This window comes from Rhodococcus sp. NPDC055112 (assembly GCF_053607505.1).
The window spans coordinates 1-15,085 of record NZ_JBSGTR010000012.1 but is presented as its reverse complement, the minus strand read 5'-3'; the positions used below and the strand labels follow the sequence as shown (position 1 = coordinate 15,085).

The window sequence follows — 15,085 nt, the reverse complement described above, 5'->3', positions numbered from 1 at the left end:
GGCGGCGGTTCCGGGTCGATGAGTCCCGCGAGCTCCGGTGCGTCAGCGTTCTCGACAGGTAAAGAAACGACGCGATCCGACCGGCGTCCGCTCGTCGCGCGGCTCCTCATGCCGGTAGGGCCCAAGCCGTGTGGCTTAGGCCCTACCGACGTGGGGGACTATGCGACGTGGTTCGGCAGCATCGACCACAGGGTCTCGACAGTGACGGCGGGGTCCTGTAGCGCTGTGAGTGCAATCGACCGTGTCAGTGACCTTTGGGGCACGGTGAGGTAGTCAACCGGCGACTTGCCGTCGATGCGGGCCAGCAGCAATGCGCCGATGTGGCGGGCAAGGTTGCTGTACTGACTCTCATCGAGGTTCGACAGGCGCGTGGTGTACTCGCGAGTGAAGGTCTGCGCGCAACCAAGGTAGCCCTGAAGCGACTGCGGCCGGCGAATCGACTTGAGCAGTAGATGAGTCTGGAGGAAGGCGACGTCGAATACCGGGTGGCCGTAATGGGCGACCTCCCAGTCCAGAACCCATCCACCGAGTCCGTCGGTGAGTACGTTCTTCGGCGAGAAGTCCCCGTGCACCAGGGAGAGCTTCTGGGTGACTAACTCGGTCGCCAGTGCCTCGAGCTGATCGGCCACTACGGGGTTACGGCCGGCGGCGACCCGGTAGTAGGGATCGATCCGCAGCGACTCGAAGTAGCTGGCGTCGAACCTAGACGCCACCGCCTGGTCCCCTGCCGTCTCGGAGTGCCAAACAGCCAGGGACCGTCCCAGGAACCCGGCGACCTCGTCGCGGGTGTCCCCGGCGAGGAGGTCGTCCTTCCAGTTGCGCCAGTGTTCGGGAGCACGCGCAATGCAGATCACCAGCGCATCCTCGTCGATGTCGAGCACCGCCGGCACTGCCTCAGGGGTGAGGTTACTGGCAGTTTCGAGTGCGTGCGCCTCGACGAGGATGCGCAGCGGATCGGCGTACCATTCCTCTTTCACCGCCAGCTTGGACATCGCTTGTTTCAGAACCAAGTTCACATGTCCGTCGGTGACAGCGAAGACATCGTTGGAGACGCCACCGGTCAGTGCTTCGACTGTGACGCCAGGGCCAGGCGCGTCAAGCACGTGCCGCTCTATCAGGTAGCCGACAACGCTGTCGTGGGTCAGCATGGTGCTAACCCTGCGCGGGCGCGAACGTGTGCTTCATCACCAGGTCGTCGACGCGAGTGACGACCTGGTCGTCCTTGGTGAGAAAACGATTCGGGGTCTGGCCCAGACCGACGCCGGACGGGGTGCCGGTCAAGATCACGTCGCCGGGCAGCAACGTGACGATCGCGGACAAGTACTCGATCAGCTCACCGACGCTGAAGATGAGGTCCGCGGTGGAGCTGGACTGCATGGTGGTCTCGTTCAGATCGCACGAGACGGCGATGTCGTCCGGGTTGGGGAACTCGTCCGGAGTGATGAGCACGGGTCCCATCGGAGTGAAGCCTGCGAACGACTTACCGAGGCTGAACTGAGGCGTTCCGGCAGGGCGCATCTGCACATCGCGCGCGGAGAAGTCCTGCGCTGCGGTCACACCTGCCACGTAGGACCAGGCGTCGGCGGCGTTGACACCCACAGCGAGAGCCCCGATCACCACGGCCATTTCCACCTCCCAGTCGACCTGGTCGGTGGGCAGTGCAACGACTCCGTGTGCGCCGGTGATGGAGCTGGGGAACTTGGTGAAGACCAGCGGCACCTCGGGCTTGGGCAGACCGGACTCAATCTGGTGGGCCTGGTAGTTCAGGCCAATACCGAAGACCTGACGCGGTGTGGGGGTGGGGGAGTTCGCGGTTGTCGGGTCGAACTGCTCGGCGGCCTCGGTGGTGTCTGCGGCGGCCCAGGCAGTGAAGGCCTGCCACTGGTCGTAGACAGTTGCCGGGCTCGGCCCGAACTTTCCACCACTGGCTTCGTAGACGTCGACCGCCTTGTCGTTCTTGACGATCTTGGCGCGGCCGTTGACTGATGCAAATCGCATGAGAGTGTCCTTAGTGTTTTCTGGATAGGAAGCGCCGTCAGCCGGCGAGGATCCCGCCGTCAATGACGAGCTCTGTTCCGGTAACGAAGGCAGCGTCGTCGCTGGCCAGGTACAGGGCGGCTCGAGCCACCTCGATCGGTTGGGCGAGTCGCCCCATTGGCTGACGGGCGGTCAGTTGGGCACGCCGTGCCTCCGGATCCTCGGCCTCGTCGAGAAGGCGACCCACCCACGGCGAGTCCACGGTTCCCGGGCAAACGCAGTTACATCGGATGCCCGCGTCGGCCCACTGGACCGCAACCTGCTTGGTCAGGCTGATGACTGCGCCCTTGCTCGCAGAGTAGGCGGCGCGGTCGGGCAGACCGATCATCGCCGCGGCCGACGCCGTGTTGACGATGACACCTGAGCCACGTTCGAGCATGCCGGGCAGGAGGTACTTCATGCACAAGAAGGTGCCGCGCGCATTGACGGCGAACACCTTGTCCCACTCGTCGACAGTCGAGTCAACGACGTTGGTGGTGGACCCGATGCCAGCGTTGTTGCAAAGGATGTCGACGCCGCCGAGGAATCCCATGGCCTCGGACGTCATCCGTTCAACATCGGTGGAAGAGCTGACATCGACCGCCACCTTGTGCGCGCCCTCAGGAGCGCTCGCCGGGTTGAGGTCGGCAGCGACAACCTGCGCCCCTTCTTCCAGGAACAGGCGCGTCATCTCGAACCCAATCCCGGATCCGGCGCCGGTCACCACGACACGGCGACCCTCGAATCTACTCATTCACAAACCTCTCGGATTCAGGCAAGTCGAGGACTTGCCTGCTCAAACATCGCTATGGGTGGCCGAAGTGGGCGCCCGGACAGGTCTCGACCGATCACTCGACGGGACAGGCGACCGGCCATCAATCAATTCCACAACCGAGTTGCATGATGTGCAACACGGTTGCAACCGTAGGGCGCACGTGCGGACCATGTCAACCGTCGCCCAGTCCGCTGATCACGCCGCTCCTCGCCTTGAGTGGGGAGTGATGCATCTGCCAACGCGACCTTCCTGCCAAGTTGCATCATCTGAGACCCCATTGTGTCTATTGCAACTTTGCTGTTAGCTTGTGACGCAGAGCACGGTGCCGTCCACCGTGGTCGACGTTCGAAACAACCCGCACCGGAACGCTTCCGCCTGGGATTGCAGGTAAGTGCAGCGCATGGCCGCCGCGACGCGTTCGACTTGCGAAAGGAGGCTCACGATGACAACCGTGCTCCGATCTGGTCACGCACATCGGATCGGAAATTCCGTAAGACGCTGCTGTGTAGTCGATTTGAACTTGCACCGCTCTGTTGCGCTATTCGGCACTCGATTGCAGCGTCCGCAACGTTCGACTATTCTGCAGCGCACCACCACCGTCGGCCTGCTAGGCCGACCACGATCGATCGAGGAGGATGGCTATGGCCGAGGCGCCCGCAGGAGCGAGGACGCTGCTGCGTGGCCTGGCTCTGCTCGAGTGCATCGCGACGGACACCGAAGGCAGCAGTGTTACAGCGCTGTCGATGGCCACCGGGCTCGACAAAGGAACGACCTCGCGCCTCCTCGCCACTCTGCGCGAAGCCGGCTACATCAGGCAGGATCCCACCGATCGCCTGTACCGACTCACCGGCAAGGTGCTGAAGTTCTCCGAGACCTACAGGGACCAACTCGATCTTCGGTCGATCGCGCGCCCCCACCTGACGAGACTTCGGGACCTGGTCGACGAAACCGTGCACCTCGGCGTCACCGACGGTGAAAAGATCACCTACATCGACAAGGTCGAGTCCTCGCAGTCGATTCGCCTCGAGTCGCGACTGGGACATCAGGAGCCGATCTATACAACGGCCCTGGGACGCGCCATCCTCTCCCGGGTTCCGGCCGAGGACCGTCGTGCACTGGTGATCGAGGCCGATCTGAACACCGGGGCGCGCAGGTCGACTCTGTCGCGCAAGGACCTGCTCGACCTGCTCGATCGGGCCGCCGAGCTCGGATATGCAACCGAAGACGAAGAGAACCGTCCGGAGGTCACCTGCGCGGGAAGTGCCATCGTCGACGCAGCCGGCCGGCCCATCGGCGCGGTGAGCATCTCCGGCCCGTCCTACCGCATGGCACCAAGACTGACCGCGCTCGGACTGGCCGTGCGTGAAACGGCCCGCGCTGTGACCGACGAACTCGCCGGAGTCAACGCCGGAGCACTCTGACTCCAATCAATATGCAGCGAGGCCGACGGACCCGCGAGCCCGTGGCGGGAGCAGCTTTCAGTGGACACCTCGGGTCGACAGCCCTCGCTTCGCCCGATCGCAACGAGCGCTGATGGCGTGACGTTGCCCTGGGTGACGTCATGTCAATTGAGTGAGCTGCGCCGACCGCTTCCGAAGTTCTTGTCCCACCCAACCTCTCAGGACGGCGACCTGCCGGATGCCGGGCAGTGCGTCCTTCCTCTGTCAGTCGGAGACCCAATGTCAATTGAACTGCTCGCCGAGCCCGTGGAGGCATGGACTCGGCACGACACCATGCTTATCACTTACTCTGTGCTATCGATCGCACTGCTGGTCTTCTTGATCAGCAAGTTCAAACTGCACCCGATGCTCGGATTGACCATCGTCTCCTTGACGCTAGGACTTGTGGCCGGCCTGGGGTCGTCGCAGACGGTCAAGTCTTTCCTCCACGGCGCCGGCGCCACCTTCGGCGATGTTGGCCTTCTCATAGGCTTCGGCGCGATCCTCGGTGTGCTCTTGTCTGAATCTGGTGGCGCAAACAGAATCGTGTCCACGTTGGTCGGTCCCTCTGGAACCCGGATGCTCCCCTGGACGATGACACTCGTCGCGATCGTCATCGGCATCCCGCTGTTCTTCGAAGTAGGACTGGTGATGATGATGCCGGTCATCTTCGCTGTGTGGAGGAAGTCTGGCGGATCGATACTCCGCACCGGCGTCCCTGTTCTCGCGGGACTGTCTGTGCTGCACGCATTGGTACCGCCACATCCCGGTCCCCTGGCTGCGGTCGCTTCCCTCAACGCGGACCTCGGTCAAACCCTGCTCTACGGCTTGATCGTCGCGGTCCCGACCGCGATCATCGCCGGTCCCGTCTACGGCAACTTCATCGCACGACGGATCTCTCCGACACCGCCGCCCGAGTTCATTCCGGACCTGGACAAGACCGACGCCGAGATCAAGGCCGGGCCCAGCTTCGCAGCCACCCTCGGAACGCTCCTCCTTCCCCTGATACTGATGCTCAGTAAGACCATCGTCGAGCTCACAGGGCTCGGTTCGGGGACTACCGCGGTCACCGGCTTCACCAACTTCGTCGGAACTCCCACTGTGGCGATGCTGATCGCGGTCCTCGTCGCGATGGTCACCTTCGGCCGTCACCTTAGCTTCGCGAAGGACGGATTCTCCGATCTGATCAACCGAGCACTCGCACCCATCGCCGGGATCGTCATGATCATCGCCGCCGGCGGCGGATTCAAGGACATCCTGCTCGACAGCGGAGTCGGCGACGCCATCGCCAAATCCGCTTCCGCATGGGATATCTCACCCCTCATTCTCGCGTGGCTGATCGCTGTGGCGATCCGATGCGCAACCGGATCGGCCACCGTCGCGACTGTGACGGCCGCAGGGATCATGGTGCCGATCGCCGCCCAGGCGGACGATGTCAACCTCGCCCTAGTCGCCCTGGCCGTCGGCTCCGGTTCCCTGCTCGTCTCGCACCTCAACAACTCCGGATTCTGGATGGTCAAAGAGTACTTCGGCATGACCGTCGGACAGACACTCAAGAGTTGGTCCGTCGTCGAGACGATTGCATCGCTCGTGTCGATCACCTGCATCCTGGGGCTCAGCCTGGTCGTCTGATGCGGCCTCCGGAACGCAGTAGCCGTCGGGGCGATTCGAACAGAGATCGAATCGCGTCGACGCCAACCGAAAGACGGAGTCCCTGGCCGATGTTTCGCCGGACCAAGATCGCTGCTGTAGCGCCGCAGAATCGACCGTATCTCGTCAAACGTGTTGTGGCGGTATCCGGACAGACAGTGAAGTGCCGGCCCGGTGACGAAGGGGTGAAGGTCGACTGGAAGACCTTGGTCGAGCCGTACGTCGACAGCCGGACATCGCCTGACAACGCTGTCCCGTGCAAAGAGGTGTTCTTCGGCCCGGTGGCGAGGCCGGAGGACAGCGTGTGCGTGAAGGGCGACAACCGGACCAGCTCGAAGGACTCGATTCCAAGAAGTCGTCCCGACAGTCTGGTTCGCCTCTGGCGACGGGCCCGGGACGAGTCCCGATAGGCAACGACTCCCGCCGCCAAACCGCTCACGAACATGTCACCACGCCCACGATGACGGCCCCCCGGAGGAGGTCGTTCGCTCATTCATTCAGGCCATCAATGCAGGCGATGTTGATGTCGGTCAATCGCCAATCATATTTCACCACAATAGCTTTCGTCGAATGATCACTGATCCCGAACATCCTTGATCGCTTTGATCCCGGATCTGCACCTGCTCGACATGGAGAAGAGACACATGACCCAAACGACGACCGGTCCCATGACACGCGACCTGACGACCATCACACAGCAAGCGCCCAGGCCGTCCTGGATGCAGCAATCCACACCGCATCCACTCAGTCGCTCAACGTTTCGGTGGCGATCCATGACGCCGGCGGTTACCTGCTGGCGTTCTCCCGGAAGGACGGGGCACCCGAGTTGACGATCGACATTGCACAGAACAAGTCCTACGCCTCGATCGCCTTCGACATCCTGACACATCAGTGGCAACGACATCATTCAGGACGACGAGCCGCTCAAACTCGGGACGGTCGACCGATCGGCTCGATCGGCCTGAGTGGTGGTCACGACACCCAGGGTATGGCCGTGGCGACCGAGGTCCTCGAAGTCTGCGGATCCTCCGCCTGATTTCAGGAGGGCACATTCGTGAGTCCGGCAGAACAGCACTAGCACTCGAGGAATGAGGTTGTTCTGCCGGGTCCCGCGTCTGGCCGCGGATCATCGGCCTCCACTCTCGGGGGCGCCGCCCGACGTATCGAACTACGCGGAAGGAGGTCGCGAACTGGGTAGCCTGTACCGCAAGGGCGCCTGTCGAGGGTGGCCCCGTTTGCGGCATTGACAGATGCGGACCCTGTGTTGTCGTCTCTGGCCTGACCTGGCCTGGCTTGGCGTGACCAGGACCAGACGTGCGGGACGGCCATCGCTCCTGTGGGCATCCATCTCCTGACCTCGCTGGTCCTAATACTTGTGGGAGATCTACAACGTCGACGGCGTCCGAATGGGAATCGATCACGGATCGCGCTTGATCCTGTGGACGAATTTCACTCTCTTCTCGCCGAGTCAATCTCAAGGAGATCGCATTGTTCCTCATCGTCCACGCTCTAATTGCCATCATTAGTCTGATCAGAACCCAACGCGAGGGACTGGTGCGGCGATTGGTGGCCGATATCGCAGTTGCCCATGCAAATATGAGATGGATCGAAGCCATGGATTGGAGCCCGCAAGCAGCAGAATCAAGCAGGATCCGCTACCCATCCGATGAATGACATCCACCAGTAATGAAGCCGACGACTGGCGCAGCTGGCCGATTACGTGCCACATGGAGTGCCGACAGGCAGGCGCAGTGGGTACGCCGATCGCTCGGAATCTGCCGCTACCTCAATGCAGCCAGATCGCTACCCTACTGCAGCAATGCTCTTGTGGAATTCGCAATCAAATGGGCTCCGTTCGGTGGGGCCAGCGACGATGAATTGTTCATCACTTTTGGATTATCTCGTCGCTCGAGCTTCCTTGCCGGCCTTGAGTCTGCACTGAAACCCCGGAACATGGAAGAAGAACGAATTCGAAGCCTAAAATCAAGTCTTTGGAACGATCTCGCAGAAGCGTGGGATGTCGGGAGTTTTACGGGAGAATGATTGGGAAGTTCTTATGTTGACCCGTTGCCGATCACCGGCACCGCAGATCCTGTGGTCGGGGCACCGGCGTGCAAGTCCGGCAACACCACCGGCTTTACCTGCGGCAAGATCACCGCCGTCGACCAGTGGTCATACCGCCCGGACCTCAGCGTAGACAACGCCTTCATAGCGACCGCGTGCACGCTGCCGGGTGACAGCGGTGGAGCCATCGCGACCGGCACCAAGGCGCTGGGCATCTCACACGGCACCGCGAACATCCCCAACGGGGAGTGCGGCCACTCCACGACTGTGTGGGGGCAGCCGATCAAGTCGGTCCTCGCGGCCAACCCCGGCCGTGGAGATGGGATGGCCGTAAATCACACAGCAATTTGGATACGTTCCAGCTTTGTGGCAGACGTGCGCGGCTATGTGCTCGGTCGGAGCATCTGCGCGTGGCATGGGCCTGCGCTCATCACACAGGTGGCGATCGCGGCGCCCGGACTTCCACCAACGACGAGGCGCTCCGGGCGATCGCCGGCGGCGGAGCTGAGCCCCTAAGTGTGAATCGACGTGGCGTTCGGTCAGGGCGGACGAGCGTCGCCGCACCTTCACTGTCGCCGGCCTGCGCCTGACAGTCGAGCCATCTAGAAGCACGAGGCGGCCCCGGGAATCGAGGGCGGGTTCACACGGTCGTCGCAACACTCTCGATTTGGGAGTTGCGACGGCCGTGTCGTTTTCTGGGGATGTGGCGGAGTTCGGTGACCGGTTGGCCTCGTTGATCGAGGCGGGGATATCGGTGGCCGATGCTGCGGTAGCGCTGGGTATTTCGCGGTATCGGTGTTATGCGATCCTGCGGGCGGCCGGGCGCCCGGTCGGCAAGCCCAGAGGACCGTCTCGGCCTCAGGACCGGGCACTGATCAAAGCCACGTTCACCGAGACTGGTGTGGTTGCGCATGCGGCCAAGGCTGCTGAGGTCAGCTTTTCGGTGGCCCGCCGGATCTTGCTCGAGGAGGGCTTGCTCGAGGCAGGTCGGATCGTGGTCGGTAAACCCGAGGCCCGGCGGCGTTTCCTGGAGTTGGTCGCCGATGGTTGGTCAATGGGTGACGCTGCGGCCGAGGTCGGTGTGAATGTGCGGACTGCCAGGGATTGGCGCGACGGAGTCCGACGGGCGGGACCGGGCAGAATCCATTCGGACGGCACCGTGGTGGAACGCGGCACTCGATACAAATCTGCGGTGACCAAGATCGACAGCGACGGACCAGCATCGACGGGCGATCGGTATCTGTCGTTGCAGAACCGGCTCGATATCGCCGACGGTCTGGTGACTGGGCAGTCGCTGACGGTGATCGCTGCGCGGATCGGCAAGCACAAATCGACGGTGTCGCGGGAGGTCCGGGCGCACCGGGTGGGCGGCTGCTATCTGCCCTATCGGGCCAATCGGGACGCTTCGGCGGCACGGCAGCGCCCCAAACACGCCAAACTGGTGGCCAAACCGAGCCCTGCGGGCGGCGGTGATCGAGGGACTGTCGTGTCAGCGGTCTCCCGAACAGATCTCACACCGACTACGCAAGGACTTCCCCGACGACGAGAGTATGCGGGTGAGCCACGAAACGATCTACCAAGCGCTCTACCTCCAGGCCAGGGGTGGCCTGAAACGAGAGGTCGCCCAGGCTCTGTGCACCGGACGGACCCGGCGGGCGCCACGTCGCCGTCCGGACCGGCGCTCTCACCGTTTCGCCGACCCGATGATCATGATCATCGACCGGCCCGCCGAGATCGAAGACCGGGCGGTTCCCGGGCATTGGGAAGGGGACCTGATCTGTGGGACGGGCAACAGGTCCGCGATCGGGACGTTGGTTGAACGCTCGACCCGCTACACGATGCTGGTCCACCTGCCAGCCGGTCACGACGCCGAGACCGTCCGCGACGGGCTCATCGCCACGATCTCGACGCTGCCCGCGCACCTGCGTGGGTCGTTGACCTGGGACCAGGGCTGCGAGATGGCGCGGCATAAGCAGTTCACGATGGCCACCGCCATGCCGGTCTACTTCTGCAATCCCGCCTCACCCTGGCAACGCGGCACCAACGAAAACACCAATGGTCTTCTGCGTCAGTACTTCCCGAAGGGCACTGACCTGAGTGTTCATGGTCCCGAAGACCTCGAACACGTCGCTCGCCAACTCAACACCCGTCCACGCAAAACGCTCGACTGGGATACCCCAGCCGAGCGTCTGCGTGATCTGCTAACCCACTAGTTGGTGCGGACCTTCAGGCCGGGGGTGGCCGCGAGGATCGAGTTGATCGGCGTCCCAAACCCCTTGGATTTGTCGTCGCAGTCCCCGTTGGTGGCGCTCGTGATGCCCAGCGCTTTGGTACCGGTCACGATGGCTCCACCGCTGTCGCCCGGTATCGTGCACGCGGTCGTGACGAAGCCGTTGGGCACGCGGACCATCGAGTTGATTATCCACTCGTTGACGCCGGTGATCTTGCCGCAAGTAAAGCCGGTGGTGTTGCCGGACTTGCACGCCGGCGCCCCGACCACGGGATCTGCGGTGCCGGTGATGCGTAGCGGGTCCCCGCCGTAGGTGTCAACGAGGTTGTTCTGGAAACGCTTGGCGACGCCGTCGTAGATCTTGATCACCGCGTAGTCGCCACCATCGACTACTGCCTTATCGAATTCACCGATGAAGTTCTGCCCCATCGCCGCCTTCGTGGCGTTCAACCCGCCCACGTTCTCGCGGTGGAAGTCACAGTGTCCGGCGGAGATGTTCACCACCTCGCCGTCGCCGTTGGTGCCGTTGAAACCGAACGAGCAGCTGACGTTGCGGGTCTCGCCGGTGAAGTAATGCTGGCCACCCATAACGGCGTCGGCCGGCGGCTTGGGCGTGGTGGTGGTGGGCTTGGTCGTGGTGGTGGCGTCGGCCTTGGCGACGGTGACCTGCGCGGTGGTGGTCGATCCAGTGACGCCATTGCGGCCGGAGAAGATGGCCCTCATGGTCACCTTGCCTGCGGTCTCGGGCAACCACTCCATGGTGGCGGTGCCGTCGGCGCCGACCGGTACCTCTTCATAGCTGTTCTTGTCATCCTCGAATACGACGTTACCGCCCGCCGCCGCGGGGGTGACCCTCGCAGTGACGGTGGCGAGCTTGCCGACCTTCGCGCCGGTAACCGGGCTGAGGGCGATGGTGGAGGCGACGGTGTTGCTGTCGGCCTTGGCGACGGTGACCTCTTGGGTGGTGGTGGATCCGGTGACGCCGTCGCGGCCGGAGAAGGTCGCCTTGACGGTCACCTTGCCGGCGGTCTCGGGCATCCACTCCGTGGTGGCGGTACCGTCGGCGCCGACCATTACGCCGGAGGCGATCGGTTCGGGGTTGGCGCCGTTTACAACCTCCTCGAACAGGACGTCGCCGCCCTCCGCTGCGGGGTTGACCTTCACGGTGAGGGTGATGGCCTTGCCGACCTTCGCGCCGGTGACCGGGTTGAGGGTGATCGTGGAGGCGCCGGGGTTGGTGGTGGTCGGCTCGGTCGGCTTGGTGGTGGTCGGTTCGGTCGGCTTGGTGGTGGTCGGTTCGGTCGGCTTGGTGGTGGTCGGCTTGGTGGGGTCAGACGAGCCGAGCGAGCCGAGCCCCGGCAGGTCGGACGAGCCGCCCGGTCCCTTCGCCACACGCACGAAGCCCAGGAAGTCGGGCAGTTGCAGGCCCTGTCCCTCTGCGGTGTCCTTGACTTCCAGTGCGATGTCGTTGGCGGCGGGATCGATCTTGGTGCCGTTGATGAGGCCGGCCAGCGGTGCGGGGAGCTGCTGAATCCAGCCGTTGACCTGGCCGAGCAGATCGTGCAGGGTCTGCTCGCTGCGCGACTGGTCCTTGACCTGATAGCCGGCGGCCTCCACCGCGGTGCGGGCAGCGGCCTTGTCCGGTCCGTCGGCCAGACCGACCAACGGGGCGCCGGCCGCGTCGAGCCACACGCCGGCGAACGCGGTGGGGAACTTGCCGCGGAGCGTGTCGGCGAACCTCAGCAGTTCCTGCCCGGTCTCGGCCTGCTCGAGGTACTGGGCGGGGCTGAGACCGAGGTCGCGTTGGATCGCGGCCACCATGTCCGCGGGCAACGCCGGCGTCGGGGCAGTGGGTTCCGCCTGGGCGAGGGCCACGCACGGCGCGACCAGAAGGACTGCCGCGGTGCCGATCATCGCGGCACGGCGGACGCGTGTACTACGCATGGGGACCTTTCGGTATACGGGTAGACCAAGGCGTTGGGCCGGGTCGGTCGCGGGAACTGTAGGGGTGATTCCCGCCGCTGGCCACCGATAATTGGTGGGATGAATATGGGGCGGGGCGCACCCGGGCCGCCACAACTCTCCGGTGCGGGTATCGCCGGTATCCACGCGCGATCCCTACTGACAACTGTGCCTTGTCAATACATATGGGATTACTGTTCAGCTCCGTCCGATTTGTACTACCGTTCCGCCCGTGGGTAGTCCGGCGCGGCCGTCGCGAGGTCAGCGCACGAGGAGGGTGACCGAACGCAGTGGCCTGTTCCGGTAGGCCGGAGCGCCGCGTTCTGTGCCGATGGCCTCGCCGTCGACGAAGCGGGCCCGTCTGCTGGCGCATCAGCCGGTGGGGCCGACGGGTGACCGACACAGCGCCACGAGAGAGATCGCGGCCACCAACACGCGGCGCGCGAGCGACCGCGACCTTATGAGGAAGGAACCCACCGGTGGGCGCTGAAACCCCCGCACGACGGACCCGCTCAGCCCGCGAAGCCGCGGAGCAGCCCGGTGTCTCACCGCGCCGGGTACGCAACAGAATGCCCGAGCCTCGGGCCGAGTACGAGGCACGGGCCGCCGAGCGCCGCCGCCGGGTACTGGAAATGCGCGCCGAGGGCCTCAAACTGCGGGAGATCGCGGACCAGGTCGGCATGACGGTCGGCGGTGTGGGCACGATCCTGCACCGCGCCCACAAAGCCGAAGCCGCCCAGCGGCCTCCCTCGATTGTTGAGCAGGTATTCGAACTCACACGTGAGGTGCAGGCCAGAATCCACGAGGCGAAAACCCAACAGCCGGTGCAGAACTGATCTGCACGGCGCGGTGTGAGTTCGTGCGATAACAGTACGAGTCAGACCGAAATCGCGGGGATCCTCGGCGTCGGGCGCTACAACGCTTTATCCCGAACCTGAGCTGATGCGCCAACTGTCACGACTGACCACGATGCCTTGTGTTTGATCTGTCGACCGGGCAGCCAGGGCGTTGCTGCTGCTCGCCGCTGATGACAACCCCCAGCAGCTGACCAGCGTGAGTCCTTTTCCAACTTCCAGGGAGTGGTTCAGCCTAAGGCCCCTTTTCTGGTTCCCGGGGCGATGCCCCCACCCGCAAGGCCCGGGCGGCCGACGCATGCCGCCGAGCCCGTGCATTCATCCCACCAATTTTCGGTAGCCAACGGCGTGTATCGCCCCTACAGTTCCCGCGACCGACCCGGCCCAACGTCTTGGTCTACCCGTATACCGAAAGGTCCCCATGCGTAGTACACGCGTCCGCCGTGCCGTGATGATCGGCGCCGCGGCAGTTCTTCTGGTCGCGCCCTGTGTGGCCCTGGCCCAGGCGGAACCCGCCGCCCCGACGCCCGCGTTGCCCGCGGACATGGTGGCCGCGATCCAGCGCGATCTCGGTCTCAGTCCGGCCCAGTACCTCGAGCAGGCCGAGACCGGGCAGGAACTGCTGAGGTTCGCCGACACGCTCCGCGGTAAGTTCCCCACCGCGTTCGCCGGCGTCTGGCTCGATGCGGCCGGCGCGCCGTTGGTCGGCCTGGCCGACGGACCCGACAAGGCCGCCGCTCGCACCGCGGTGGAGGCCGCGGGTTATCAGGTCAAGGATCAGGCGCGCAGCGAGAAGGTCCTGTCCGATCTGCTCGGCCAGGTCAGCGCCTGGATTCAGCAGCTCCCCGCACCGCTGGCCGGCCTCGTGAACGGCACAGCGATCGATCCCGCCGCCAACGACATCGCACTGGAGGTCAAGGACACCGCCGAGGGCCAGGGCCTGCAACTGCCTGACTTCCTGGGCTTCGTGCGTGTGGCGAAGGGACCGGGCGGCTCGTCTGAACTGCCGGGGCTCGGCTCGCTCGGCTCATCCGACCCCGTCAAGCCCACCAAGCCCACCGAAACGACCAGGCCCACTGAGCCGACCAAGACAACCGAGCCGACCAAGACAACCGAACCGACCAAGCCCGCGGAACCGAGCACCATCGCGCTCAATCCGGTTACCGGCGCGAAGGTCGGCAAGGCCATCACGCTCACTGTGACGGTCAACCCCGCAGCAGCGGGCGGCGAGGTCCTGTTCGAGGAGGTTGTCAACGGCGCCAACCCCGAACCGATCGCCTCCGGCGTATCGGTCGGCGCCGACGGCACCGCCACCACGCAGTGGTACCCCGACACTGCCGGCGCGGTGACCGTCAAGGCCACTTTCTCCGGTCGTGACGGCGTCACCGGATCGATGACCACCCAAGAGGTCACCGTCGCCAAGGCGGACAGCCCCATCGTCGCCTCCACCATCACCCTCAGCCCGGTGACCGGCGCGAAGGTCGGCAAGGTCACGACCGTCACCGCGAGGGTCAACCCCGCGGCGGCGGGCGGCAACGTCGTGTTCGAGGACGACAAGAACAGCTACGAAGAGGTCCAGGTCGGCGCCGACGGCACCGCCTCCATGGAGTGGGTGCCCGAGACCGCAGGCAAGGTGACCATGAGGGCGACCTTCTCCGGCCGTGACGGCGTCACCGGATCGACCACCACCGCGCAGGTCACCGTCGCCAAGGCCGACGCCACCACCACGACTAAGCCCACCACCACCAAGCCCAAGCCGCCGGCCGCGGACGCCGTCCTAGGTGGCGACATGTACGGCACCGAGAAAGAGGACGGGGGCAAGGGCTTCTGCTCGTTCGGTTTCAACGGCACCGACGCATCCGGCCGCGCGGTGAACATCTCCGCCGGGCACTGCGACACGGACGCACCTGCCGCAGGCACCCTCTACTCCTCGATCGCATTCAAGGTCGTCGGCGATCGTTTCGACGATCGCTACGGCAACTTCGACAAGACAGTCCTCAATGGCCTCGACTACTCGGTGATCAAGATCGCCGACAACGCCGCCACGCTCTTCGAGAACAACTTCGTTCGCGCCCCCGGCTCGGACCCGGTACCG

Annotated in this window: 10 protein-coding genes and 2 pseudogenes; 8 read left to right on the top strand and 4 right to left on the bottom strand. The window is 64.3% G+C overall.

The window, feature by feature from the left end; all coding sequences use genetic code 11:
* Window positions 1–158 precede the first annotated feature (158 nt).
* From ACWFRB_RS08615 to ACWFRB_RS08605, 3 genes are read right to left on the bottom strand one after another with little or no spacing between them, the layout of a single operon-like run.
* A complete protein-coding gene (locus ACWFRB_RS08615) occupies window positions 159–1,148 on the bottom strand; it encodes a phosphotransferase family protein (protein ID WP_452640288.1) in 990 nt (329 codons plus the stop codon).
* A gap of 4 nt (window positions 1,149–1,152) precedes the next feature.
* The gene (locus ACWFRB_RS08610; protein ID WP_452640287.1) at window positions 1,153–1,998 is read right to left on the bottom strand and encodes a fumarylacetoacetate hydrolase family protein; all 846 of its coding nucleotides are present in this window, start codon (window positions 1,996–1,998) and stop codon (window positions 1,153–1,155) included.
* A gap of 37 nt (window positions 1,999–2,035) precedes the next feature.
* Window positions 2,036–2,770: an SDR family NAD(P)-dependent oxidoreductase gene (locus tag ACWFRB_RS08605; RefSeq protein ID WP_452640285.1), complete on the bottom strand. Its 735-nt coding sequence runs from the start codon at window positions 2,768–2,770 to the stop codon at window positions 2,036–2,038.
* 662 nt (window positions 2,771–3,432) lie between these two features.
* On the opposite strand from ACWFRB_RS08605, the gene ACWFRB_RS08600 reads away from it, so the two are divergent.
* The 6 genes and pseudogenes from ACWFRB_RS08600 (at window position 3,433) to ACWFRB_RS08575 (ending at window position 10,157) form a co-directional block, all read left to right on the top strand.
* A complete protein-coding gene (locus ACWFRB_RS08600; protein ID WP_452640283.1) occupies window positions 3,433–4,212 on the top strand; it encodes an IclR family transcriptional regulator in 780 nt (259 codons plus the stop codon).
* A gap of 258 nt (window positions 4,213–4,470) precedes the next feature.
* Window positions 4,471–5,862: a GntT/GntP/DsdX family permease gene (locus tag ACWFRB_RS08595; protein WP_452640281.1), complete on the top strand. Its 1,392-nt coding sequence runs from the start codon at window positions 4,471–4,473 to the stop codon at window positions 5,860–5,862.
* The gene (locus ACWFRB_RS08590) at window positions 5,862–6,290 is read left to right on the top strand and encodes a S26 family signal peptidase (RefSeq protein WP_452640279.1); all 429 of its coding nucleotides are present in this window, start codon (window positions 5,862–5,864) and stop codon (window positions 6,288–6,290) included. The genes ACWFRB_RS08595 and ACWFRB_RS08590 overlap by 1 nt, the downstream gene beginning before the upstream one ends.
* A 167-nt stretch (window positions 6,291–6,457) precedes the next feature.
* Window positions 6,458–6,916, top strand: coding sequence for a GlcG/HbpS family heme-binding protein (locus ACWFRB_RS08585; RefSeq protein ID WP_452640402.1), 459 nt, complete (start codon window positions 6,458–6,460; stop codon window positions 6,914–6,916).
* 1,031 nt (window positions 6,917–7,947) lie between these two features.
* Window positions 7,948–8,460, top strand: coding sequence for a S1 family peptidase (locus tag ACWFRB_RS08580; protein ID WP_452640277.1), 513 nt, complete (start codon window positions 7,948–7,950; stop codon window positions 8,458–8,460).
* A 538-nt stretch (window positions 8,461–8,998) separates the two neighbouring features.
* Window positions 8,999–10,157, top strand: a pseudogene (locus tag ACWFRB_RS08575) (IS30 family transposase).
* On the opposite strand, the gene ACWFRB_RS08570 reads toward ACWFRB_RS08575, so the two are convergent.
* Entirely contained in the window at window positions 10,154–12,118 is a 1,965-nt protein-coding gene (locus ACWFRB_RS08570) for an Ig-like domain repeat protein (RefSeq protein WP_452640275.1), read from the bottom strand. The pseudogene ACWFRB_RS08575 and the gene ACWFRB_RS08570 overlap by 4 nt on opposite strands.
* 497 nt (window positions 12,119–12,615) lie before the next feature.
* Between ACWFRB_RS08570 and ACWFRB_RS08565 the strand changes: the two genes are divergently transcribed.
* Window positions 12,616–12,972, top strand: coding sequence for a sigma factor-like helix-turn-helix DNA-binding protein (locus ACWFRB_RS08565; RefSeq protein WP_452640273.1), 357 nt, complete (start codon window positions 12,616–12,618; stop codon window positions 12,970–12,972).
* A gap of 439 nt (window positions 12,973–13,411) precedes the next feature.
* A pseudogene (locus ACWFRB_RS08560) lies at window positions 13,412–15,085 on the top strand (hypothetical protein); the annotation flags it as partial.

Excerpts from the sequence above, each read along its gene's own strand:
- ACWFRB_RS08615 (WP_452640288.1), bottom strand. The coding sequence starts at position 1,148 with ATGCTGACCCACGACAGCGTTGTCGGCTACCTGATAGAGCGGCACGTG.
- ACWFRB_RS08610 (WP_452640287.1), bottom strand. The coding sequence starts at position 1,998 with ATGCGATTTGCATCAGTCAACGGCCGCGCCAAGATCGTCAAGAACGAC.
- ACWFRB_RS08605 (WP_452640285.1), bottom strand. The coding sequence starts at position 2,770 with ATGAGTAGATTCGAGGGTCGCCGTGTCGTGGTGACCGGCGCCGGATCC.
- ACWFRB_RS08600 (WP_452640283.1), top strand. The coding sequence starts at position 3,433 with ATGGCCGAGGCGCCCGCAGGAGCGAGGACGCTGCTGCGTGGCCTGGCT.
- ACWFRB_RS08595 (WP_452640281.1), top strand. The coding sequence starts at position 4,471 with ATGTCAATTGAACTGCTCGCCGAGCCCGTGGAGGCATGGACTCGGCAC.
- ACWFRB_RS08590 (WP_452640279.1), top strand. The coding sequence starts at position 5,862 with ATGCGGCCTCCGGAACGCAGTAGCCGTCGGGGCGATTCGAACAGAGAT.
- ACWFRB_RS08570 (WP_452640275.1), bottom strand. The coding sequence starts at position 12,118 with ATGCGTAGTACACGCGTCCGCCGTGCCGCGATGATCGGCACCGCGGCA.